The sequence below is a fragment of the Micromonospora taraxaci genome (assembly GCF_007830095.1).
GTDB classification, from domain to species: domain Bacteria; phylum Actinomycetota; class Actinomycetes; order Mycobacteriales; family Micromonosporaceae; genus Micromonospora; species Micromonospora taraxaci.
The window spans coordinates 968,440-990,129 of record NZ_VIWZ01000001.1; the positions used below are offsets into that span (position 1 = coordinate 968,440).

The 21,690-nt window shown below is 71.8% G+C and carries 21 protein-coding genes; 15 read left to right on the top strand and 6 right to left on the bottom strand.

What is annotated here, in order from left to right; all coding sequences use genetic code 11:
* The first annotated feature begins 49 nt into the window (after positions 1 to 49).
* The gene (locus FHU34_RS04580; protein ID WP_145778846.1) at positions 50 to 364 is read left to right on the top strand and encodes an MGMT family protein; all 315 of its coding nucleotides are present in this window, start codon (positions 50 to 52) and stop codon (positions 362 to 364) included.
* Between the two features lie 66 nt (positions 365 to 430).
* Here FHU34_RS04580 and FHU34_RS04585 read toward each other — a convergent pair whose 3' ends face one another.
* Entirely contained in the window at positions 431 to 1,642 is a 1,212-nt protein-coding gene (locus tag FHU34_RS04585; RefSeq protein ID WP_145778847.1) for a hypothetical protein, read from the bottom strand.
* Positions 1,635 to 2,198 (bottom strand): SigE family RNA polymerase sigma factor, encoded by a 564-nt coding sequence (locus tag FHU34_RS04590; RefSeq protein WP_244311548.1) that lies wholly within the window; start codon positions 2,196 to 2,198, stop codon positions 1,635 to 1,637. Before FHU34_RS04590 ends, FHU34_RS04585 begins: the two co-directional genes overlap by 8 nt.
* A 171-nt stretch (positions 2,199 to 2,369) precedes the next feature.
* Here FHU34_RS04590 and FHU34_RS04595 point away from each other — a divergent pair, with 171 nt between their 5' ends.
* Both FHU34_RS04595 and FHU34_RS04600 read left to right on the top strand, forming a co-directional pair.
* The gene (locus FHU34_RS04595) at positions 2,370 to 3,776 is read left to right on the top strand and encodes an MFS transporter (RefSeq protein WP_145778848.1); all 1,407 of its coding nucleotides are present in this window, start codon (positions 2,370 to 2,372) and stop codon (positions 3,774 to 3,776) included.
* 27 nt (positions 3,777 to 3,803) lie between these two features.
* Positions 3,804 to 5,291, top strand: coding sequence for a pyridoxal phosphate-dependent decarboxylase family protein (locus tag FHU34_RS04600; RefSeq protein WP_145778849.1), 1,488 nt, complete (start codon positions 3,804 to 3,806; stop codon positions 5,289 to 5,291).
* Positions 5,292 to 5,344: 53 nt separating this feature from the next.
* On the opposite strand, the gene FHU34_RS04605 is transcribed toward FHU34_RS04600, so the two are convergent.
* Positions 5,345 to 6,556 (bottom strand): hypothetical protein, encoded by a 1,212-nt coding sequence (locus FHU34_RS04605; RefSeq protein ID WP_145778850.1) that lies wholly within the window; start codon positions 6,554 to 6,556, stop codon positions 5,345 to 5,347.
* Positions 6,549 to 7,109 (bottom strand): RNA polymerase sigma factor, encoded by a 561-nt coding sequence (locus FHU34_RS04610; protein ID WP_423438988.1) that lies wholly within the window; start codon positions 7,107 to 7,109, stop codon positions 6,549 to 6,551. Before FHU34_RS04610 ends, FHU34_RS04605 begins: the two co-directional genes overlap by 8 nt.
* Positions 7,110 to 7,356: 247 nt before the next feature.
* Between FHU34_RS04610 and FHU34_RS33200 the strand changes: the two genes are divergently transcribed.
* From FHU34_RS33200 to FHU34_RS04625, 3 genes are all read left to right on the top strand, one after another.
* The gene (locus FHU34_RS33200; RefSeq protein ID WP_208744926.1) at positions 7,357 to 7,629 is read left to right on the top strand and encodes a hypothetical protein; all 273 of its coding nucleotides are present in this window, start codon (positions 7,357 to 7,359) and stop codon (positions 7,627 to 7,629) included.
* Positions 7,630 to 7,873: 244 nt separating this feature from the next.
* Positions 7,874 to 8,455 (top strand): NADH-quinone oxidoreductase subunit B, encoded by a 582-nt coding sequence (locus tag FHU34_RS04620; protein ID WP_145778852.1) that lies wholly within the window; start codon positions 7,874 to 7,876, stop codon positions 8,453 to 8,455.
* A 401-nt stretch (positions 8,456 to 8,856) separates the two neighbouring features.
* Positions 8,857 to 10,173 carry a DUF2252 domain-containing protein gene (locus tag FHU34_RS04625; protein ID WP_145778853.1) on the top strand — a complete coding sequence of 439 codons (1,317 nt, stop codon included), beginning with the start codon at positions 8,857 to 8,859 and terminating at the stop codon, positions 10,171 to 10,173.
* 16 nt (positions 10,174 to 10,189) lie between these two features.
* On the opposite strand, the gene FHU34_RS04630 is transcribed toward FHU34_RS04625, so the two are convergent.
* A complete protein-coding gene (locus FHU34_RS04630; RefSeq protein ID WP_167524759.1) occupies positions 10,190 to 11,233 on the bottom strand; it encodes a glucose 1-dehydrogenase in 1,044 nt (347 codons plus the stop codon).
* Positions 11,234 to 11,338: 105 nt separating this feature from the next.
* Between FHU34_RS04630 and FHU34_RS04635 the strand changes: the two genes are divergently transcribed.
* A complete protein-coding gene (locus FHU34_RS04635) occupies positions 11,339 to 12,130 on the top strand; it encodes an NADH-quinone oxidoreductase subunit C (RefSeq protein WP_145778855.1) in 792 nt (263 codons plus the stop codon).
* Positions 12,130 to 13,092 (top strand): complex I subunit 1/NuoH family protein, encoded by a 963-nt coding sequence (locus FHU34_RS04640; protein ID WP_145778856.1) that lies wholly within the window; start codon positions 12,130 to 12,132, stop codon positions 13,090 to 13,092. The genes FHU34_RS04635 and FHU34_RS04640 overlap by 1 nt, the downstream gene beginning before the upstream one ends.
* 409 nt (positions 13,093 to 13,501) lie before the next feature.
* Here FHU34_RS04640 and FHU34_RS04645 read toward each other — a convergent pair whose 3' ends face one another.
* Positions 13,502 to 14,521, bottom strand: a complete 1,020-nt coding sequence (locus tag FHU34_RS04645) for a glutathione S-transferase family protein (RefSeq protein ID WP_145778857.1) — start codon at positions 14,519 to 14,521, stop codon at positions 13,502 to 13,504.
* 89 nt (positions 14,522 to 14,610) lie between these two features.
* Between FHU34_RS04645 and FHU34_RS04650 the strand changes: the two genes are divergently transcribed.
* From FHU34_RS04650 to FHU34_RS04680, 7 genes are all read left to right on the top strand, one after another.
* Complete coding sequence (locus FHU34_RS04650; protein ID WP_145778858.1) at positions 14,611 to 15,036, top strand: ester cyclase; 426 nt, start codon at positions 14,611 to 14,613, stop codon at positions 15,034 to 15,036.
* Between the two features lie 85 nt (positions 15,037 to 15,121).
* Positions 15,122 to 15,730: a NuoI/complex I 23 kDa subunit family protein gene (locus tag FHU34_RS04655; RefSeq protein ID WP_145778859.1), complete on the top strand. Its 609-nt coding sequence runs from the start codon at positions 15,122 to 15,124 to the stop codon at positions 15,728 to 15,730.
* A gap of 25 nt (positions 15,731 to 15,755) precedes the next feature.
* Complete coding sequence (locus FHU34_RS04660) at positions 15,756 to 16,316, top strand: NADH-quinone oxidoreductase subunit J family protein (RefSeq protein WP_244311550.1); 561 nt, start codon at positions 15,756 to 15,758, stop codon at positions 16,314 to 16,316.
* Complete coding sequence (nuoK, locus tag FHU34_RS04665) at positions 16,313 to 16,675, top strand: NADH-quinone oxidoreductase subunit NuoK (protein WP_145778860.1); 363 nt, start codon at positions 16,313 to 16,315, stop codon at positions 16,673 to 16,675. The genes FHU34_RS04660 and nuoK overlap by 4 nt, the downstream gene beginning before the upstream one ends.
* Positions 16,672 to 18,603, top strand: a complete 1,932-nt coding sequence (locus FHU34_RS04670) for an NADH-quinone oxidoreductase subunit 5 family protein (RefSeq protein ID WP_145778861.1) — start codon at positions 16,672 to 16,674, stop codon at positions 18,601 to 18,603. The genes nuoK and FHU34_RS04670 overlap by 4 nt, the downstream gene beginning before the upstream one ends.
* On the top strand, positions 18,600 to 20,108 hold the full coding sequence (locus FHU34_RS04675; RefSeq protein WP_145778862.1) for a complex I subunit 4 family protein: 1,509 nt from the start codon (positions 18,600 to 18,602) through the stop codon (positions 20,106 to 20,108). The genes FHU34_RS04670 and FHU34_RS04675 overlap by 4 nt, the downstream gene beginning before the upstream one ends.
* A complete protein-coding gene (locus FHU34_RS04680) occupies positions 20,105 to 21,592 on the top strand; it encodes an NADH-quinone oxidoreductase subunit N (RefSeq protein WP_145778863.1) in 1,488 nt (495 codons plus the stop codon). Before FHU34_RS04675 ends, FHU34_RS04680 begins: the two co-directional genes overlap by 4 nt.
* Positions 21,593 to 21,690 lie beyond the last annotated feature (98 nt).

The following is a 21,690-nucleotide window of genomic DNA, read 5'->3' on the forward strand; positions in this document are numbered from 1 at the left end:
CGTGGTCACGGCCGCACCGCCCGGCGGCCTTCCCATATGGTGGCGGATTGTGACACCTGACGAGTACGTCGAGGCGGTGCTCGACCTGGTCGAGCGGATCCCGGAGGGTCGGGTCATGTCGTACGGCGCGGTCGCCGACGCGCTCGCCGAGCGATCAGGTCGCGCCTCGGCGCGACTGGTGGGCGCCATCATGGCCCGCCATGGCGGCTCGGTGCCCTGGCACCGGGTGGTGACGGCGGCTGGCCGGCTGCCACCGGGCCACGAGCGGGAGGCGCGGGCCCGCCTGCGCGCCGAGGGGACGCCGCTCCGCCCGACCGGGGTGGACATGGCGGCGGCCGGATGGTCGCCGGACGAGGATCGGTGACCAGGGCCGAACCGGCGTGCACGCGGTGCCCCGTTCCGGGAAGGGAACGGGGCACCGCGGGGTGCTTCAGAGCGGAATGGGGGACCGGACCCTGTTGTCGGCGGGCTTGAGGTCGGGCCAAGGGCGATCCTGGGCGTCGTAGTGTTCGACTTCGAAGGTCCTGATGTGCGCGTCCGCCCCCGGCTTGCCCGGCACCAACTGGACGAACGTGTAGCGGCGCGACTCACCGGCGGGCACCCCGGGTAGCAGGCACGACGGCACGTACTGCTGCGGCGCGGGGTTCGGGTCGCACTTCGACCAGTCCCCGCCGGCCCGTTCGCCGACGTCGATGGACTGGAATGCCATCTGGGGCGCGTCGAGGGGCCCCGCGTTGGTGACGGTGAAGACGGTGGTGAGTTTGCGTCGGGTGTCGGCACCGGGGACGTCGACCAGTTCGTGGCTCATGCTCAGCCTCAGGTCGGTGAGTCGGGGGTCCTTGCCGAACGCGGTGGGGCCGTCGGTCTGACCGAACCGCTCCCCGTCCCACCGGTACGTCCGTACCTGTTCGCGCACCAGATAGGTCGGTATGCCACAGCACGGCACGATGTCGGCCACCCGCACCTCGACAGATCCGTTCCGATTGATCTCCACCGCGAGAACGTCGTCGAACCCGTCGCCGGTCCGGACCACCCTGCCCAGTGTCACGATCCGACCGTCCGGGTTCCGGTCGAAGGCCACCACCTGCTTCGCTGACGCCTCGGCGTACCGGCAGGAGACGACGGCGAGGGTCTCGACGGCACCGTCGTCATCCACGTCGCCGTACCGGAACGCGTCGTTCGCCAACTCCGACACGAACAGGTCGGTCGCGTTGGTCTTGAGTCGAACGTTCGAGGTGGTGCAGCCCTGCTCCGCCAGGTTCGACGGCCAGTTCGGCAGGTCGACCCGGGTGGCGAGCAGTTGGGCCCGGCTGATCCGTCCGTCCGGGGCATTCGGGGTGCTGGTGGTCGTCGACGGCGACCCGGTCGGTGTGGGGGTCGGCGGGGCCGACGTCGGTGGGGTCGTTGGCTCGACGGACTCCGCCGGCACCGGCGGGTTCCGGTCGTCGCGCAGCGCGGCGTTGGCGACGACGGGGGCCACCACCAGGACGACCGCCACTGCGGCCACGGCGACCGCCGTCATCCGACGGCGTCGGCGGAGGAGGTGCCGGGCGTGGTCCGGTCCTGGGCCAGCGACCTGGGTGACCACGTCGTTGCGGTACGCGATGAGGCGCTCGCGCAGTAGCGGGTCAAAGTCAGACATCGCACACCCCCTCGGTGTTCTCGTCGAGCAGTCCGGCCAGTGCCGTCCGACCGCGGTGCAACCAGGACTTGACGGTGCCCTCGGCCACCCCTTCCTGAGCGGCGATCTCACTCACCGACAGGTCGGCCAGGTAGTGCAGGATGACCGCTCGACGGTGGGTGGCGGGCAGTTGCGCCAACGCCGCGTCGATCGCCACCCGGTCGGGGTTCGGCCCGGCCACCTCCGCATCGGCGGGCCGCTGCCGCAGCAGGTGGTTGCGGGCGGTACGCAGGCGTCGCCAGCGGCTGCGGGCCAGGTTCCAGGCGACCCGGCGGACCCAAGCCACCGGGTCGTCGTACCGGACCAGGCGGTCCCAGCGGGCCAGCGCCCGGTAGAACGCCTCCTGGGCCAGGTCCTGTGCGTGCCCCAGATCCCCGGTGTACGCGCACAGTTGGGCGGTCACGCTGCCGAAGTGCGCGTGGTAGAAGTCGTCGAAAGTGATCGTCACCTCGACCGACACGCCGGCCGTCCGTGCGGCTGGTGGCTCGTTGGCGCGGGCTCCCATCGTTGCTGTCACTGCCCCTCCCCCGTCACCGCCGGGCTGGTTTGCCGTCGGCGCTGGTAACACTCCGAGGCTGCGGAGGCGGTTGCGTGCCCGGCTGCCGGCTACCCGACTGTTCGGATGTCGGTATCGGGCGGGCGGATGAGGGATGTGACCTCCGGCATAACGTGAGTAACATTCGGCCCCATGAAAACGCCGCTGGGCACCGGCTCGTCAGCCGCCGGCTCGCTGCCTCGCCCGGTGCACGCCGGCTACGCGCTCGGCTCGCTGGCGACCGGCGCGTTCGGCACCGTGCCCGGTCTGCTGCTCCTGCCGTACCTGACCGACACGCTGGGCGTGGCCGCCGGACTCGCGGCCCTGCTGGTGCTGCTGCCCAAGGCCTGGGACGTGCTGGTCAACCCGGTCGCCGGGCGGATCTCCGACCGCACCCGTTCACGCTGGGGCGCTCGTCGCCCGTACCTGCTCGTCGCCGGCCTCGCGCTCGCCGTCCTCTTCGCGTCGATCTTCGCGGCGCCGTTCGGCAACGGCCCGGCCGCCGCCGCGTACGTGGCGTTCGCCTTCCTCGCCACCGCCACCGCGTTCGCCTTCTTTCAGGTGCCGTACGTGGCAATGCCGGCGGAGTTGACCGACGACTACACCGAGCGCACCCGGCTGATGACCTGGCGGATCGCGGTGCTGGCGTTGGCCATCCTGGTCTCCGGCGCGGTCGCCCCACTGGTGGTCAGCGCCGGCGGAGACGGTGTTGCCGGGCACCGGTGGATGGGGCTGTTCGTGGCGGCGCTGATCGCCCTCGGCGCCGTCGGGGCGTTCCTCGGCACCCGGTCCGCGCCGACCGGCACGGTGAGCGGGAGCGAGCCGACCCTGCGCGCCCAACTCGCCGTTGCCGCCGCCAACCGCCCGTTCCGGGCGCTGCTGATCTGTTTCGTCGTGCAGTCCGCCGGGGTGGCGACGATCCTGGCCGGGGTCAACTACTTCGCCGGGCAGATCCTGCGCGACGACGAGAGCGGGCCGACCCTGCTCTTCGTCTGTTTCGTCGGGCCGGCGCTGCTGGTGATGCCGATCTGGTCCCGGGTCGGTGCCCGGCTGGGCAAGCGGACCGCGCTGGTCGCCGCCTCGCTGATCCTCGCCGTCGGGGCGCTCACCCTGGTCGCCGCGTCGGTGCTGCCGACTGTCGCCGTCTACCTGGTGGTCGCGGTGATCGGCGTCGGGTACGCCGGGCAGCAGGTCTTCGCGCTGTCGATGCTGCCGGACTGCATCGCGTACGACACCAGGCGCACCGGTCGCCGACAGGCGGGTGTGTTCACGGGCCTGTGGACGGCCGGGGAGACCCTCGGGCTGGCACTGGGTCCGGGCATCTACGGCCTGGTGCTCCAGGTCTCCGGCTACGTCTCCTCCGACACCGGAACAGCCGCCGCCCAGTCCGATGGTGCCCGCCTGGGCGTCCTGCTCGGCTTCACGCTGATCCCGGCTCTGTTGATCGCCCCACCGATCCTCCTGCTCCGCCAGTACACCCTCACCCCCACCGCCCTGGCTGACCCGATCCGTGCCGACCGCGTCGATCATGGAGTTGTGCTGGGGGACGAAAGCCGTTGACCGTCACGAGAAGGGCACCATGACTCCATGATCGACGAGAGCAGGGTCGAGGTCCGGGCCGCGTTGCCTCTCGGGGTGCCAGCGGATGTCGCGTTGGCCGAGGTGCGGAGCCTGCGCGCCGGTGACCGGCCGACCCACGGTGGGCAGCTGTTCGCGTACGTCTACGACCCCGCGGTGCCGGGCCTGGACGAGCTGACCGCCGCCGCGCACCGGGAGAGCGCGCACGTCAACGGGCTGGACCCGACCGCGTTCCCGTCCCTGCTGGCGATGGAGAACGCCCTGGTGGGCGCTGCCGGCCGGGTGCTCGGCGCCGGCCCGGGCACGACCGCCCCGGACGTCGTCGGCAGTGTCACCAGCGGCGGTACCGAGTCGCTGATCCTCGCGGTCAAGACGGCCCGGGACGCGCACCCGGAGATCGCCGAGCCCCGGATCGTGGTGCCGTCGAGCGCCCACGCCGCGTTCGCCAAGGCGGCGCACTACCTGCGGGTGGCGATGGACGTCGTGCCGGTCTCCCCGGACACCCTGCGTCCCGATCCGGCCGCGATGGCCGCCGCGATCCGTCCGGAGACGGTGCTCGTCGCCTGCTCCGCGCCGTCGTACGCGCACGGGGTGGTGGACCCGGTCGCGGAGATCGCGGCGGCGGCCGCCGCCGCCGGGGTGCGCTGCCACGTGGACGCCTGCTTCGGCGGCTGGACCCTGCCGTACCTGCGTCGCCTCGGTGAGCCGGTGCCGCCGTTCGACTTCGCGGTACCCGGGGTCACGTCCATCTCGGTGGACCTGCACAAGTACGCGTACGCGCCGAAGGGGGTGTCGGTGCTGCTGCACCGGGATGCCGCGCTCCGCGCCCCGCAGTACTTCGCGTACGCCGACTGGCCCGGCTACACGATGATCAACCCGGTGATCGCGTCCACCCGCTCGGGCGGGCCGATCGCCGCCGCGTACGCCACGGTGCGGCACCTCGGCGACGACGGTTACCTGCGGCTCGCCACCGTCACCCGGGACGCGGTCGCCGGCCTGGCCGACGCGGTACGCGCCGTCGACGGATTGCGGCTGATGGCCGAGCCGGAGTCGACGGTGGTGTGCTTCACGGCCACCGAGGGCGGCCCGGACCTGTTCGTCCTGGTCGACGAGCTGACCGCGCGGGGTTGGCACACCCAGCCCCAACTGTCGTACGCGGGGCTGCCAGCGAGTGTGCACCTCACGGTGACCGCCTCGGTCGCGCCCCGGGTCGCCGAGTTCGGGCCCGACCTGGTCGAGGCGGTGGCCGCCGCCCGGACGGCCGGTCCGGTCGCCCTCCCGCCCGAGCTGATCGCACTGGCGACGTCGCTGACCCCGGACGCCCTCACGCCCGAACTCGTGGCCGGGCTGGCCGCCGGGCTCGGACTCGGTGGCGGGGGAGCCTCGACGCCGGATCGCCTGGCCGTGGTGAACACGCTGCTCGACGCCGCCCCGCCGGCGTTGCGCGAACGGTTGCTGGTCGAGTTCGTCGGCCTGCTGCAACGTCCCACCTGGTGACCGGAGCCGGCCGCGTCGTACGCCATCGTGGCGTGCGGCGCGGCCGGCGATCGTCAGCCGTAGATCAACTTCATCTGCACCAGGTTGTCGGTTCTCTTGACGTCCGGCAGGACGTCACCTTTGCCGTCCCACGGCTGGACCTCCACGTCCGCCTTGTCCGTGCTGAGCGTGATTCCTTCGAGCACCCGGAAGTCCAGATCCAGCCGTATCTCTTCGCCGGCGGCGAGCTGACGCACGCTGCAGGTGATCGTTCCGACGTCGCCGTGGGCGCCGGGGCACAGTTCCCACCCGTCGACGTCCGCGCGCACCGTTTCAGGCACAGCCAACCGCACCCCCACGCGGGCGACCGGCCCCGTGCCCCGGTTGCGGATCCGCACCGTGGCCGTACCCGTTCGGGAGCCGTCGTCCGCAGTTCTCAACACGAGGTCGCCGGTGGTGACCGAGACATCCGCCAGGTTGGGGTTCGGACCGAAGCTCGTCGGCCCGGAGACCTGGGCGAAGGCGTCGCCCTTCCAGCGGTAGCTCCGCCACTGCCGCTGTGACCAGTCGGCGGACCAGCCGCCCCCGGGAGCGATGTCACCCACCTGCACGCGGACCGTGCCGTCGGCCACCACGTCGAGGGCGAACAACCACTGCGGCTTGTCGATGGTGGTCATCACCACGCGGCCGAGCGTGACCACCTTCCCCTGCTCGTCCCGGTCGAATGCCACCACCTGCATCGAGCCGCCGGTGCCGAACACGCACTGCACGAGCGCCACCGTCTCCACCGCCCCGTCCCCGTCGACGTCGCCGTGGTCGAGCGTCAGCAGCCAGTTGACCCCCTCGCGGACGTTGTCGCCGCTGAGCCGCACCCCCGAGGTCGGGCAGTCCCGCCCGGCCCGCCAGGCCGGCAGGGTCACCGACGCGTCGAGCAACTGGGCGCGGCTGATCCGGCCGTCCGGCACTACCGAGGTGGGGCCGCCAGTGGTCACGGAGGGGCCGGGAGTCGGGCTGGTCGAGCTGTCCGGGGTGGGCGACACCGAGATGCTCGGCGTCGGGTCGACCGGACCCGGCTGGTGGTCCGGGCCGTTCATCGCCGCGTACCCGATGGCGGACCCGCCGAACAGCGCGAGCGCCGTCGTGGCGGTGGCTCCCCACCGGCGTCGGTTGCGGCCTCGCACCGTCCGGCGGACGGCGGCGGGACCGGGCACCTCGACCTTGTCCAGCACGGTACGGCGGTAGTGGGCAAATTCCTCGGCGAGGCCGAGGGTCTCCTGCTCAGACATCCCGCACCTCCTCGTTGGTGTCCCGCAGATGCGTCGCGAGGGCCGTGCGGCCCCGGTGCAGCCACGATTTGACGGTGCCCTCGGCGACCCGCTCCTGCGCGGCGATCTCGGCGACCGACAGGTCGGCGAGGTAGTGCAGAACGACAGCCCGTCGCTGCTTCGGCGGCAACTTCGCCAGCGCGACGTCGAGGGCGACCCGGTCGGGGCTCGGCCCTGCGACGTGGGTCTCCCGTTGCCGCACCAGCCACGACTGGGCGGTCCGCAACCGCCGCCAGCGGTTGTGTCCGAGGTTCCAGGCGACCTTGCGTACCCAGGCCAACGGGTCCTCGTACCGGGCGAGCCGGTCCCAGCGGGCGTACGCCCGGCAGAACGCCTCCTGGACCAGGTCCTGCGCCTGCCCGCGGTCACCCGTGTACGCGGTGAGCTGCACGACCAGCGAACGGAAATGGGCGTGGTAGAAGTCGTCGAAGACCAGTTCGTTGGCGGCCGAGGTGGAGTTGCCCAGCGGGTCCGGCGGCCGTCCGCCCACCTGTACTTCTCTCGTCACAAGCACTCGTCCTCCCCGTGGTGGCCGCGGGCGGCGTGTTCGCCAGCACCGGTCACACATTCGGGTACGCCGGCAGGTTGCGGGAAAACCGGTAGGCGTTCCCTGTCGTCTGCGGGACATCGCGCCCGCGTGGCACAGATCAGGTGGTCCATCAACGGGCATCAGTATAGTTAAGTACCGCTATAAGTAGGTTTTGTGTTATTCGTCGGTTCCGTACAGTCATGTCATCAACCAAACGGCACGGGGAGAGACCATGACGATGCGAAAGATCCTGATCACCGGAGTGACCGCGGCAGCCGGCTTGGCCCTCGGCCTGGGCGGCGCGGCGGCAGCCGTCACGGCGATCGGCCCCGGCCCGGGCGCTCCGGGCGAGATCGGCCCCGGTCCGGGTGTGGTCCTGGCGATCGGCCCCGGCCCGGGTGCTCCGGGCGAGATCGGCCCCGGCCCGGGTGTGGCCGCGAAGATCGGCCCCGGCCCGGGCGCTCCCGGCGAGATCGGCCCCGGCCCGGGTGTCGCGGGGAGCTGACCGGACCCAGCTCGACGGTGACGACGGCCTGAGTGTGACGTGCCGTCGGGACGACGACGCCCGATCGGGCCCGGCCGAGATTGTCGGCCGGGCCCTTTCGGCAGCTCAACCGTCTTCCCGTGTCAGCTTCGATGGTGATTCCTGCGCCTCGTCGTCGGTGGCTCTGAGTGGCGCGCCCGAAGCCAGGAACGAGGCTCGGAGTCGCTGTGGTTGACTGTCCGGTGGGGGACAGAAGGGGGCGGTCGTGCAGCTACCGGCAGTGCTCGGTGAGCCGATCCGGTTCGTGTTGAACTGGGGGCGTCGCTACTCGCTCTGGGTGTTCAACTTCGGCCTGGCCTGCTGCGCCATCGAGTTCATCGCCACCAGCATGGGTCGCCACGACTTCATCCGGCTCGGCGTGATCCCGTTCGCCCACGGCCCCCGGCAGGCAGACCTGATGGTGGTCTCCGGCACGGTGACCGACAAGATGGCTCCGGCGATCAAGCGGCTCTACGACCAGATGCCCGAGCCGAAGTACGTCATCTCGTTCGGCGCCTGCTCCAACTGCGGTGGCCCCTACTGGGATTCGTACTCGGTGACCAAGGGTGTGGACCAGCTCATCCCCGTCGACGTCTACGTGCCTGGCTGCCCGCCCCGGCCGGAGGCGCTGCTGCACGGCATCCTGCGCCTACAGGAGAAGATCGCCGCCGAGCAGTCCGGCATCGGTGGCGTGCCGCAGCGTGACGTGTTGGCCGCGCCGTTGGACGCGCCGCCCCGCGAAGCCGCTGCCCCGCGTTCTGTCGACTCCCTCACCGCGCCACCGGTGCGCCCGCCCACCACCAACTGACGGCGGCCGAGCCGCTGCCCTGGTATCCCCGGCCGGTCGGGCTCAGGATCAGCCTGCTCACCGAGAGCGTGTGGTCACCGGCGCCGACGGGCGCGGCGACCGCCGACCCGGTCGTGGCGACCGTCGCGGTCAGGCCGAGCGGCGCGGCGGTGAGTAGTCCCCGTTTTTTGGAACATGACTATCTGTCCTCCCGTGACGGCAGCCGGCGCCGATCACGTCGGCTGCCTAGATAGACGTCAGCGAACCCATGGTGTGGTTGCCGTTGCACAACCATCGATCCGCGTCCGGTACAGCATCGGTGACGAGACCGCCCAGAGCTGCCCCGTGCTGACCTTTCGGTTGAATGGGGCAAGTCGGTTGTCCGGCGTCCGGGGTGGCCGAGCCGGACTAGCCTGCGGTTCATGAGCAGTTCAGTGGATCGGCGGTCCGCCCACATCGTCGACGTACTCACCGAGGAGTTCGGTGCGTCGATGGCGATCGACCCGGCCGCCTTCCGCCGCAAGTTCCGCAAGATGGCCGCGTCGCCGTTCGCCTTCTACCGGGGCAGCGCCGCGCTGTTCTACGCCGACCAGCGCGGCGACTTCGCCGACGACCGGTTCTCCGACGAGCGGACCAGCCGGGTGTGGATCCACGGTGACCTGCACGCGGAGAACTTCGGCACCTACATGAACGCGTCCGGGCAACTGGTGTTCAACGTCAACGACTTCGACGAGGCGTACGTCGGGCCGTTCACCTGGGACCTACGGCGGCTCGCGGCCAGCGTGGCGCTGCTCGGCTACGGCAAGGCCCTCTCCGACACGGCGATCGGGGACCTGGTGGCCGGCTTCGCGCGGTCGTACCTGACCGAGTTGCGGGCGATCGCCGCCGGCGGTGACGACGCGATCGGCTCGATCACCCTGGACAACGCCGACGGCGTGCTGCGCCGGGTGCTCCAGCAGGCACGGCTCAACACCCGCGTCGACCTGCTCGCCGCGCAGACCACCATCGACAACTACGAGCGGCGCTTCTCCATCGGCGACGGTGTCTTCGAGATCGACGACGCCACCCGGGATCTGGTGAGCGCCGCCTTCCAGGATTATCTGGGCACCCTGCCGACCGGCTCGACGCAGCTACGGCCGGTGGCGGCGCGGATCAAGGACGTGGTGCTGCGCAAGGGCGTGGGCATCGGCTCGGCCGGCCTGCCGTCGTACAACCTGCTGCTGGAGGGGCACACCCAGGCCCTGGAGAACGACGTCGTCATCTACATGAAGCAGGCGCAGGTGCCGGCCGTGGCGCGGTACGTCACCGACGAGACGGTCCGGGGCTACTTCCAGCACCAGGGGCACCGGACCGCCGAGTCGCAGCGGGCGTTGCAGGCGCACGCCGACCCGTGGTTGGGCTTCACCGAGTTGCACGGCGCCGGTCAGCTCGTCGCCGAGGTGTCCCCGTACGCCGCCGACCTGGACTGGTCCGACGTGAACGAGCCGGAGGAGCTGACCGGGGTGCTCGTCGACCTCGGTCGGGCGGTGGCCCGGATGCACTCGGTCGCCGACGACGAGTCCAGTCACGACCTGGTGGACTACTCCACCGAGGAGGCGATCGTCGCTGCGGTGGACACCGACGAGCAGGGCTTCGTCGCTCACCTGGTGGACTTCGCGCACGCGTACGGGGTGCGCGCCCGACAGGACCACCAACTCTTCGTCGACCTGTTCCGCAACGGTCGGCTGCCGGGGATCTGAGCGGGCGAGGCGTCACTCAGGACGCGAACTCCAGCACCACCTTGATGTCGTCCGGCCCGGGGGTGTACGCGTCGGCGTACCGGTTCACGGGTACCCGACGGGTGACGAGGGATTCGAGCCAGACCTGGTCGGCGCGGGCGAGCGCCTGCGCGGCCATGCTCCAGTGCCGCCGGTTGGCGTTCACCGAGCCGAACACCACGTTGTTCTCCAGCACCAGCGCCCGGTTGAGCGCCCCGGCGTCGAAGTCGATGGTCCGGCCCCCGCTGGACACCCCGGCGAGGCAGACGATCCCGTTCGGTGCCGCCTTGCACATGACGTCGAGGACCACGGTGGGCGCGCCGGTGCACTCGATGACCACGTCCGGTTCGAACGGCAGCTCGTTGACCGGCACCGTGTGGTAGGTGGCGCCGAGCCCGGCGACCAGCTCCGGCTTCGGCCCTTCGGTGTTGCGGTCCAACACGTGCACGGTGAGCCCGCGCTGGGCGCCGAGCAACGCGGCCAGCAACCCGATCGGGCCGGCCCCGGTCACCAGGACGGTCTGCGGCTGCCACTCGGCCCGGTGCCCGATCCGCTCGATGTGGTCCCAGGCCTTCGCCACCACGCTGGTCGGCTCCAACAGCACGCCGACCTGGGCCAGCGCCGGGTCGAGCTTGACCGCGTACTGGTGCTCGATCCGCCAGCGGTCGCGGGCGAACCCGGGTAGCGCCTTGATGCCGTGCTCGGTGTACTGACCGTTGCGGCACATGTCCCACTCGCCGACCGCGCAGTTCGGGCAGGGGACCGGGTCGGGGTGCCGGACGATCCCGGCCACCAGGTCGCCGGGTTGCAGGGTGCCGCTCACGTCCTCGATCACCCGGCCCAGCGACTCGTGCCCGATGATCAGGCGGTCCGCGCCCGGCGGCGCCTCGCCGTAGTCCCCGGCGATGATTTCGTGGTCCGTGCCGCAGATGCCGACCGCCAACGCCTCGACCAGGACCGAGCCCTCCTCGGCATCCGGCTCCGGTTGGTCCTCGAGGCTCAGCGAGTTGGCCACCCCGGGTCTCACAGTCACAGCGCGCACGCCCTCATCCTTCCCCGCCGAGGGCTGCGCCGCGCCCAAAGCCGGTAGATCGCTGGGCATCGGCGGCGACCGGGTGCGGGTGCGGGCGGCACTAGGATCAGCGGCATGACTCCCGAAGAGGTCGGCGCTCGGCTGGTCGCGCTGCTCGCGCCCGTCGAGGTGACCCCGTCGGTCTCCGGCGGGCAACGGTTCGCCCGCGCCACAGTCGACGTGCCACCGGCGAGTTGGCTGGCCGCTGTCCGCGCGGCCCGCGACGACACCGAGCTGGCCTGCGACTTCTTCGACTGGCTCTCCGCCGTGGACGAGCTGGCGGACGGCTTCGACGTGGTGGCGCACCTCTGGTCGACGCGGCTGCGCCACGGTGTGCTGCTGCGTACCCGGTTGCCGCGCGGTGCGGCCACTGTCGCCTCGGTCGTCGACGTCTACCCGGGTGCCGCCTGGCACGAGCGGGAGACCCACGAGATGTTCGGCATCGACTTCGCCGGCCACGGGGAGCTGCGGCCGCTGCTGCTGCCCCCGGAGTTCGAGGGTCACCCGCTGCGCAAGGAGTTCGTGCTCGCGTCCCGGGTGGCCAAGCCCTGGCCGGGCGCGAAGGAACCGGGCGAGTCGGAGGCCGGCGGCGGGCGTCGGCCGATCCGCCCCCCGGGCGTTCCCGCTCCGGGCGAGTGGGGCACCACGCCCACCCCGGCCGGCGCGGGTGGTGTGGGGGAGGGCCCGCGCGGCGGCACCCCGGCCAGGCCGGCCGGTGAGCGTCCGGCGCGGCCCGCCCCGGGGGCCCGTCCGGCGCGTACTCCCCGGCCTGCCGCCGACAACGACGGCCCGGCACCGACCGACCGGGCCGCGCCGGGGCCGGCGGCGGGCGACGACCGGCCCGACCACGACGGGGGTACGACCTGATGCCGCTCTGGGTGGAGCTGGTGCTCCGGATCGGTGGGGTGGTGGTCGCATTCCTCACCCTGCCGCTGCTGGTGGGTCAGGCCGAGCACAAGGTGATGGCGCACATGCAGGGGCGCCTCGGCCCGATGTACGCGGGCGGCTTCCACGGCTGGGCCCAGTTGGTCGCCGACGGGGTCAAGTTCGTGCAGAAGGAGGACGTGACCCCGCGGGAGGCGGACCGGGCGGTGTTCCGGTTGGCCCCGGCGGTGGCGCTGGTGCCCTACCTGCTGGTGCTGCTGGTCATCCCGCTCGGCCCGAACGACCTGGTCGGGCAACCTCTGGACATCGGCCTGTTCTTCGTGCTGGCCGTGGTCGGTGTCGGGGTCGTGGCGGTGCTGATGTCGGCGTGGGCGTCGGCCAACAAGTACAGCCTGCTCGGTGGGCTGCGCGGGGCCGCCCAACTGCTCGGTTACGAGCTGCCGTTGGTGCTGGCCGCCGCCTCGGTGGCGATGGCGGCGGGCACGCTCAGCCTCTCCGGCATCGTCGAGGCGTGGCAGCCGTGGTGGCTGCTCTGGCAGGCGCCCGCGATGATCATCTTCTTCGTCGCCGGGCTGGCCGAGATCCGCCGACCGCCGTTCGACATGCCGGTGGCCGACTCGGAGCTGGTCTTCGGCTACATGACCGAGTACACCGGGCTGCGCTTCGCGTTCTTCCTGCTCGCCGAGTACGTCGGGATCGTGGTGATCGCCGCGCTGACCACTGTGCTGTTCCTCGGCGGTTGGCAGGGCCCGTTCGCCGACGACCAGCTCGGCTGGCTCTGGACGCTACTCAAGATCTTCGCCGTGTCGTTCGTGATCATCTGGCTCCGGGTGTCCTACCCCCGGCTGCGCGAGGACCAGCTGCAACGGCTCTGCTGGCTGGTGCTGGTCCCCGCGTCCCTCGGGCAACTGGTCCTCACCGCCGCCGTCCGCATCGCCCTGTAGGCAGCTCCCCTCGCGATCGTCTCGGGCCGACGGAGGGTCCGCCCGCGGCGCTTCGGTTGATGTCGCGCGGCGCTCCGGACCGGGCCCGAGAGACGCTTTCGAGCTGATGTCGTAAACGAATCGGTGGCTGCCCGGCACCACCGCGGCGGCCGAGATACCGCCTGATGTCACAAACGATTCAGCTCGAAAGCGCCTCACGATCACCTCCAGCGCCAGGTCCGCCGCTGGCGAGCCCGATGGGCCGCACCCACGCCCCACGTCCGGCACCCCACGCCCCACCCCCGACGCCCACGCCCCAAGATCCGAGCAACGTCCCGGATATTGCTGCCTCCGACACGCGGGAGACACCAACAACCCTGATGTTGCGCGGATCTTGGCGACGAACCGGCGTCAGGTGGGTCGGATCGGCTCAGCGCAGCGGGGTGTGCGCGGGGTCGACCGGCTCGACCGGCGGCGGGGGCGGGGTGCCGTCACCGAAGGGGCGGCCACCCAGCGCGTCCCGGCCGTGCGGAATGAGCCAGTTGGACAGGTCGGGCCCGAGCGGCACGATCCCGGTCGGGTTGATGTCGCGGTGCACCTCGTAGTAGTGCCGCTTGATGTGGTCGAAGTCGATGGTGTCGCCGAGACCGGGGGTCTGGAACAGGTCCCGGGCGTACGCCCACAGCACCGGCATCTCGCTCAACTTCTGCCGGTTGCACTTGAAGTGACCGTGGTAGACCGGGTCGAAGCGGACCAGCGTGGTGAACAGCCGCACGTCCGCCTCGGTGATGGTGTCGCCAACCAGGTAACGCTGGTCGGTCAACCGCTCGGTGAGCCAGTCCAGCCGGTCGAAGAGCCGGTGGTACGCCTTGTCGTACGCCTCCTGGCTGCCCGCGAAACCACACCTGTAGACGCCGTTGTTGACGTCCCGGAACACCACGTCGTTGACCTCGTCGATCTGCGCGCGGAGGTGCTCGGGGTAGAGCTGCGGCGCGCCGTCGCGGTGGTACGCGACCCACTGCGTCGACAGGTCGAGGCTCATTTGCGCGTAGTCGTTGGTCACCACCTGCCCGGTCGGCACGTCCACGATCGCCGGCACGGTGATGCCGCGCTCGTAGCCGGGGAAGCGCTTGAAGTACGCCTCCTGGATGCGCTCGATGCCGAGCACCGGGTCCCGGCCGTCCGGGTCGAGGTCGAACGTCCAGCTCCGAGCATCGTGGGTGGGGCCGGCCACCCCCATCGAGAGGGCGTCCTCCAGGCCGAGCAGCCGTCGCACGATGATCAGGCGGTTGGCCCACGGGCAGGCCCGACTGACCACCAGCCGGTACCGGCCCGGCTCCACCGGGTACCCGTCGCGTCCGTCCTTGGTGATCCGAGTGGCGATGTACCGCTGGTCGCGGGTGAACTCGCCACCCGGCTCGACGTACTTGCCGCCTGTTTCCTCGCCCACGTCAGCCTCCCGGTCGTGTTGCTGCCCTGCTCCCCATCCTTACCGATCTCCGACCGATCGACGCGGTGAGCCCGGATACCCTCGCCGGCATGACGGATGTGGAGGCGGCGGCCCGGCGGTTCATCGCCGACGTGTGGAACGCGCGTCGGGAGGAATCGGCGTACGAGTTGGTCGCCGAGGAGTGCCCGGGGCTGGGCGGCACCGGGCCGGAGGCGACGTTGGCCTGGCATCGCGAGCGCCGGGCGGCCTTCCCCGACCTGCGCTACAAGATCGTGGACGTGGTGGCGGCCGGCGAGCGCGTGGCGGTGCACTGGCGGGCGGCCGGCACCCACGTAGGGCAGTTCGGGCCGGTGCCGCCGACTGGTCAGGTCGTGAGCTACTCGGGCGCGACGTTCCTGCGCTTCGACCCGGCGGGCCGGATCGTCGAGGTGTGGAGCAGCACCGAGTTGTTCCAGTTGCTGCAACAACTCGGCGTCGAGATGCTGCCCCCGACCGTCGTCAACGGGTCCGACTGATCGGCAGGCCACCGCGCTCCTCGCGTACCCCGTAGGGCCGTCGACCCGCGGGTGGTGGTCGCGCGCGCCGGGGCCACAGGGCAGGATGGTCGACATGAGCGACCCCAGCGAGCACGGTGGCGCCAGCGAACGCGGGGGCCTTCCCGGCGCGGGCCTGGTGAAGGGGTTGGCGGTCACCCTCAAGACGATGACCAGCCGGTCGACCACCCAGCAGTACCCGGACGTCGCCCCCGACCTGCCGCCCCGCTCGCGGGGCGTGATCGCGCTGTCGGAGGAGAACTGCACGGTCTGCATGCTCTGCGCGCGCGAGTGTCCGGACTGGTGCATCTACATCGACTCCCACAAGGAGGAGGTGGCGGTGCCCGGCGCCGCCCGCCCCCGGCAGCGCAACGTGCTCGACAAGTTCGACATCGACTTCTCGCTCTGCATGTACTGCGGTATCTGCATCGAGGTCTGCCCGTTCGACGCGCTCTACTGGTCGCCGGAGTTCGAGTACGCCGAGTACGACATCAAGGACCTGCTGCACGACAAGGACCACCTCGGTCAGTGGATGGCCACCGTGCCGCCACCGCCCGCGCACGACCCCAACGGCGAGCCGGCCAAGGAGGAGACGGCCGCCGCGCGCAAGGCCGCCGCCGCCCGTCCGGCTTCTCCATCGGTACGCCCCGAAGCCGACCAGGACCCCGCGTCGTGACCGCCCGAGCCGGGGAGGTGTTCCGGTGACCGGGGCGGATGTGCTGCTGCTCGCCCTCGGCGCGGTGGCGGTCGGTGCCGGTGTGCTGGTGGTGACCACCAGACACCTGGTCCGTGCCGGCCTCTACCTGGTGGTGTGCCTGGGCGCGTTGGCCGGTGACTTCCTGGTGCTCAGCGCCGAGTTGGTGGCCTGGGTGCAGGTGCTGATCTACGTGGGCGCTGTGGTGGTCCTGCTGTTGTTCGCGGTGATGCTGACCCGGGCACCGATCGGTGCCTCCGACGACCTGGACCGGCCGGGCTGGCCGGCCGCCCTGATCGGTGGCGGCGCCGGGCTGGGGTTGACCGCGCTGCTCGTCGACGCGTACCGCTGGAGCACCGTCGCGTTGCCCGACACGGGCACCGCTGAGCGGCTGGGGGAGCAGATCTTCCAGTCCTGGGTGTTGCCGTTCGAGGTGCTCTCGGTGCTGCTGTTGTCCGCCCTGGTGGGCGCGATCGTGCTGTCCCGACCGGACATCGGCCGTCCGCCCAGCCGCGCGACGGCGGCACCCACCGAGCTGGCCGACGCGGAGCCCGGGGGGCGCCGGTGAGGCCGGTCATCCCGTACGTCACCGCCGCGCTGCTGTTCGGGCTCGGCGTCTACGGCGTACTGCGTCGACGCAACGCGGTGCTGGTGTTGATGTCGGTCGAGTTGATGCTCAACGCGGTCAACCTGATCCTGGTCACCGCGGACAGCACCGCCCGCGCCGTACTCCCGCACTCGGGGCAGGTCTTCGCGCTGTTCGTCATCGTCCTCGCCGCCGCCGAGATCGGCGTGGGGTTGGCCATCGTCCTGCAGCTCTACCGGTTGCGGGCCACCGTTGCTGTCGACGACGTGCCGCTGACCGAGCCGACGCAGACAGTCGACGGTCGCGAGACGGCTGTTCTGGACACGGAGGCGAGCCGGTGACCGGGCTGCTCGGGGCGTTGCTGCCTGCCGTACCGCTCACCGCCGGCCTGGCCGGCCTGCTGCTGCCGGCGGCCCCGCGTCCTGACGACACGACCGGCGGTGGCCGGGCCCGGCAGGCTGCCGTCGCGCTCGGCGTGACCGGTGCGGCCGGCGCGTTGGCGTTGGCCGTCGCGCTGCTGTTGACCGTCGACGGGCCGACGGAGACGTCGACCACCTGGGTCGACGTCGGCGGGCTGGCGGTGACCCTCGGCGTACGGCTGGACGGCGCCGCCGCGCTGGTCGCGGTGGCGGTCACGGCTGTCGCCCTGGCCGTGCAGGTCTACTCGATCGGGTACCTGCGTCGCGGTCCGCACGACGACATCGACGTCGACCACCGCTACCCCCCGTACGCCGCCCAGATCAGCCTCTTCACGGGCGCCATGCTGCTGGTGGTGGTCGCCGGGGACCTGATCATGCTGCTGGTCGGTTGGGAGGTGATGGGCCTCTGCTCGTACCTGCTGATCGCCCATGACCGCCGACTGCCCGGCGCTCCCGCCGCGGCGATGAAGGCGTTCCTGGTGACCCGGGTCGGTGACGTCGGGTTCCTGCTCGGCATCGCGTTGCTGGGCGTGTCGACAGGCAGCTTCCGGATCGCCGACGTGCTCGCCCACGACCACTCCGGCGCGACGTTGACCGCCGCCGGTCTGCTGCTGCTCGCCGGGGTCGCCGGTAAGAGCGCGCAGTTCCCCCTGCACACCTGGTTGCCGGACGCGATGGCCGGCCCGACGCCGATCTCGGCGCTGATCCACGCCGCGACGATGGTCGCCGCCGGGGTGTACGCGGTGGCCCGCCTCTACCCGCTGTTCACTGCCGCTCCGGTGACGCTGACGGTGCTCGGGGTGGTCGGCGCGATCACCCTGCTGCTCGGCGCGCTCGCCGCGACCGCGCAGGACGACATCAAACGCGTGCTGGCCTGGTCGACGGTGTCCCAACTGGGTTATATGACGGGTGCACTGGCCGTCGGCTCCCCGTCGGCGGCGCTGTTCCACCTGTTGACCCACGCCGCGTTCAAGGCGCTGTTGTTCCTCGCTGCGGGCGCGGTGATCCACGCGGTCGGCACCACGCTGATGTCGGAGATGGGCGGGCTGCGCCGCAGCATGCCTGTCACGTTCTGGTGCACCGTGGTGGGCCTGGGCGCACTGGCCGGGGTGCCGCCGTTCGCCGGCTTCTGGAGCAAGGACGGTGTGTTGACGGTGGCCGAAGCCGCCGCGCTGGAGGGCACCGGCCCGGCCCCGTCGTGGGTGGGCTGGCTGGTGTGGATGGCCGGGTTGCTCGGCGTGGCGATCACCGCCTGGTACGCCGGTCGCCTGCTGCTTCGCGCCTTCTTCGGCGCACCCCGCCTGCCGCTGGTCCAGCCGCACGACCCGCCGGCGGTGCTGCGCTGGCCGGTACTGCTGCTGGCCGTGCCGGCCGCGCTGCTCGGTCTTCTCGGGTTCGTCGGGGCGTTCGCCGACCGCCTGCGCTTCCCCACAGTTCCGGTGGCTGGCTCCGAGGACGGCCTGGTCCACCTCGGTCCGGGGCTGCTGTTGCCGCTCGCGTTGCTGCTGGTCGGCGCCGGGCTGGTGTGGCTGCGTTGGCGACGGGATCCGACCGCCGATCCGGCGGTCGCGCTGGGTCCGCTGCGGCCGGTCTTCGCCAGCGCGTTCCGGCTCGACGACGTCCAGCACACAGTCGTGGTACGCCCTGTCCGGGCGCTGGCCCGCGTCGCGCGCACGACCGACGAGGTGGTGGTGGACGGCGCTGTCGAGGGCAGCGGTCGGGCCGCGTCCGCGCTGGGGGCGGGGTTGGCCGTGCTGCACCGGGCGGCGCTGCCCCGGGCCGCCGCCGGCGTGCTGGCCGGCGCGCTGCTGATCGGGTTGGCCGCCGCCCTGATCGGAGTAACTCAATGACGTTCGGGCAGGTGTTGCTCGTCGCTGTCCTGGCGGTGCCGGCGCTCGGCGCGGTCGCGGTGGCCGCGATCCCCCGGGATCGGGCGGCCCGACTGGTCGGCACTGTCGCTGCGGCGCTGACACTGCTGGCCGCGGTGCCGCTGGTGTTCGGCGGTCGAGGCTGGGTCACCTGGTCGGCCGACGCCCCGGCGGTGCGTCCGTGGCACCAACTGGACCTGCAGTGGGTGCCCGGTCTGGAGTTGCGCTTCCACCTCGGCGTGGACGGCATCTCGTGGCCGCTGGTGGTGTTGACCGCGCTGCTCACGCTGCTGTGCTGCGCGTACACGATGTGGCGGGTCCCCGACGGCGGCAGCGGCCGGGCGCTTGTCGCGTTGCTGCTGGTGGTCGAGGTGGGCATCCTGGGCACGTTCCTCGCCCTGGACCTGGTGCTCTTCTTCCTGTTCTTCGAAGTCGTCCTCCTCCCGATGTACGCGATCATCGCCGGCTGGGGCGGCACGGACCGGCGTCGGGCGGCCCGCAAGTTCGCCCTCTACACGCTGTTCGGCTCGGTGCTGCTGCTGGTCGGCGTCTACGTCGTGGTCGCCGCCGCCGGCACCGCCGACCTGATGACGCTGACCGGTGGCGCGGGGATGTCCCGGGGCACCCAGTTGGCCGCGTTCACACTGCTCGCGGTGGCGTTCGCGGTGAAGAGCCCGCTGTGGCCGTTGCACTCCTGGCTGCCCGACGCGCACACCCAGGCACCCACCGTGGGCAGTGTCGTGCTGGCCGGCGTGCTGCTCAAGATGGGCACCTACGGTCTGATCCGGGTGGCGGTGGGGGTTGCGCCGGAGGGTGCCCGCTGGGCGGCGCCGGCGCTCGGCGTGCTGGCCGTGGCCGCGATCCTGGTCGGTTCGCTGGTCTGCCTGGCCCAGTCGGACGTGAAGCGGCTCATCGCGTACTCCAGCGTGGGACACATGGGCTTCGTGCTGCTGGGAGTCGCCACGCTGACCACCACCGGTATCCAGGCCGCGCTGATCGGCAACGTCGCGCACGGTGTGATCACCGGTCTGCTGTTCTTCCTGGCCGGTGCGGTGAAGGACCGTACCGGCACCGGTGCGCTCGCCGAGTTGTCCGGGCTGCGGGAGACCGCACCCCGGTTGGCAGGTCTGCTCGCGTTCGCGGCCATCGCGTCGCTCGGCCTGCCCGGGCTGGCCGGCTTCTGGGGTGAGGCCTTCGCGGTGATCGCTGCCGTCCAGGTGGGCGGACCGCTCTGGACCACCCTCGGGGTGCTGGCGGCGGTCGGCGGTGCGCTCACCGCCGCGTACTTCCTGCGGTTGCTGCGCCAGGTCACCCACAACCGTCCGAGCCCCGCCGTCGGGCAGGTCGGTCCCGGCCTGGCCGGTGCGGAGTTGACCGCCTGGGTCCCGCTGGTGCTGCTCGCGTTGGCCATCGGGCTGGCCCCGGCGCTGGTCCTCGGCGTCGCCGAGACTCCCGTCGACGCCCTGATCGGGGTGGTCCTCCCATGACTGGTGTGCAGAGCGTGGACAGCGTCGCGCTGCTCCCGGCCTACCTGGCCGCCGGCACCGCCGTACTCGTGCTCCTCACCGACCTGATCCTGGCCCGGCCACGGGCCACGATCGTGGCGGCGGCGTTGGGTGCGCTCGGCACCGCCGTCGGCTCGGCAGTGGTCGGCGTGGGTGGTGAGCGGCGGACCTTCTGTGTCGGAGCCGACTGCTCCTGGATCTTCGGCGGTCGCGCCGCCCTGGTCGGCGTGGTGGTCGCGCTGCTCACAGTGGGGGTGCTCGGGCTGTCGGTGCCCGCGCTACGGGCCGGGCGGTCACCGGTGGGGGAATACTGCTTCCTGCTGGCCTGCTCGATGACCGGCGGCGTGGTGCTCGGTGCGGCCGGTGACCTGATCACCCTGATCGTCGCCCTGGAGACGCTGACCCTGCCGCTGTACGTGCTGGTCGGCCTGCGTCGGGGCAGTCTCGCCAGCGCCGAGGCGGCGGTGACGTTCTTCGTGGTCAGCGTGGTCGCCACCACGCTGACGCTGCTCGGCGCTGCCCTGCTGTACGCGGTGACCGGTGGGCTGCACCTGGACCGACTCAGTACGTTGCTCGCCGACCGGCCGGAGCTGCGGGACCTGCCACTGACCACCGCGGCGGTGGCGGTACTGCTGGTCGGGTTGGCCTTCAAGGTGGCGGCGGTGCCGTTCCACGCGTGGGCGCCGGCCACCTACGACGGCGCGCCGCTGCCGGTGGCCGCGTACCTGTCCACCGCGTCGAAACTGGGTGGCCTGGTCGCCCTGCTCGCCGTGGTGCAGCGGGCACTACCGGCGGACCAGACCGGCCCGGTGCTCGCCGTCCTCGCGGTGCTCACGATGACCGTCGGCAACCTGGTCGCGCTGCGCCAGCGGCGTACCGTCCGGCTGCTCGCGTGGTCGTCCGTCGCCCAGGCCGGCTACATCCTCGCCCCGCTGGGGGCGTTGGCGCTGGCCGCCGGTCGCACTGACGACGCCCGCTCCGCCGCGTACGCCGCCGCTGTGGCGTACGCCGTCTTCTTCGTGGTGTTGGAGCTGGCCGCGTTCGCCGGGGTGACCGCGCTGCGCCCGACCGGTGCCGACGGCGGCACGCTGGACGACCTGCGCGGGGCGGCCCGCCGGCACCCGTGGCGGGCGGCGGCGCTCGGCCTCGCGCTGGTAGGCCTGGCCGGCCTGCCACCAGGGCTCGCCGGCCTGTTCGCGAAGGTGACAGTGGTCCGGGCGCTGCTGGACGGCGGTGCCGCCTGGCTGGCGCTCGTGGTGGCACTGAACGCGGTGATCGGGCTCGCCTACTACCTGCGGGTGACCGCCGCCCTCTGGGCGCCCACGTCTCCCGCCACCCCGGGTGGCGGCGGCGTTGCGGCCGTACCCCTGGTGGGTGTGGTGGCCGTGGTGCTGGCGGTGACGACGGTGGCCGCCGTGGTGCTCGGCGTCGCCCCGCAGTTGGTGCTCGACGTCGCCGGCCGCTGACCCGACCTGGCCTGACCTGCGGCGCAGTCTCAGTCAACTCTCAGCGTTGTAACGGATGGTTGGCGGGTACCGGGTTGTTGCACCGGTCAGCGGATCCC

What these genes read in the sequence shown, in the direction of transcription:
- FHU34_RS04585 (WP_145778847.1), bottom strand. Translation starts at nt 1,642, where the DNA reads ATGTCTGACTTTGACCCGCTACTGCGCGAGCGCCTCATCGCGTACCGC.
- FHU34_RS04595 (WP_145778848.1), top strand. Translation starts at nt 2,370, where the DNA reads ATGAAAACGCCGCTGGGCACCGGCTCGTCAGCCGCCGGCTCGCTGCCT.
- FHU34_RS04600 (WP_145778849.1), top strand. Translation starts at nt 3,804, where the DNA reads ATGATCGACGAGAGCAGGGTCGAGGTCCGGGCCGCGTTGCCTCTCGGG.
- FHU34_RS04605 (WP_145778850.1), bottom strand. Translation starts at nt 6,556, where the DNA reads ATGTCTGAGCAGGAGACCCTCGGCCTCGCCGAGGAATTTGCCCACTAC.
- FHU34_RS33200 (WP_208744926.1), top strand. Translation starts at nt 7,357, where the DNA reads ATGACGATGCGAAAGATCCTGATCACCGGAGTGACCGCGGCAGCCGGC.
- FHU34_RS04625 (WP_145778853.1), top strand. Translation starts at nt 8,857, where the DNA reads ATGAGCAGTTCAGTGGATCGGCGGTCCGCCCACATCGTCGACGTACTC.
- FHU34_RS04635 (WP_145778855.1), top strand. Translation starts at nt 11,339, where the DNA reads ATGACTCCCGAAGAGGTCGGCGCTCGGCTGGTCGCGCTGCTCGCGCCC.
- FHU34_RS04640 (WP_145778856.1), top strand. Translation starts at nt 12,130, where the DNA reads ATGCCGCTCTGGGTGGAGCTGGTGCTCCGGATCGGTGGGGTGGTGGTC.
- FHU34_RS04650 (WP_145778858.1), top strand. Translation starts at nt 14,611, where the DNA reads ATGACGGATGTGGAGGCGGCGGCCCGGCGGTTCATCGCCGACGTGTGG.
- FHU34_RS04655 (WP_145778859.1), top strand. Translation starts at nt 15,122, where the DNA reads ATGGTCGACATGAGCGACCCCAGCGAGCACGGTGGCGCCAGCGAACGC.
- FHU34_RS04675 (WP_145778862.1), top strand. Translation starts at nt 18,600, where the DNA reads ATGACGTTCGGGCAGGTGTTGCTCGTCGCTGTCCTGGCGGTGCCGGCG.
- FHU34_RS04680 (WP_145778863.1), top strand. Translation starts at nt 20,105, where the DNA reads ATGACTGGTGTGCAGAGCGTGGACAGCGTCGCGCTGCTCCCGGCCTAC.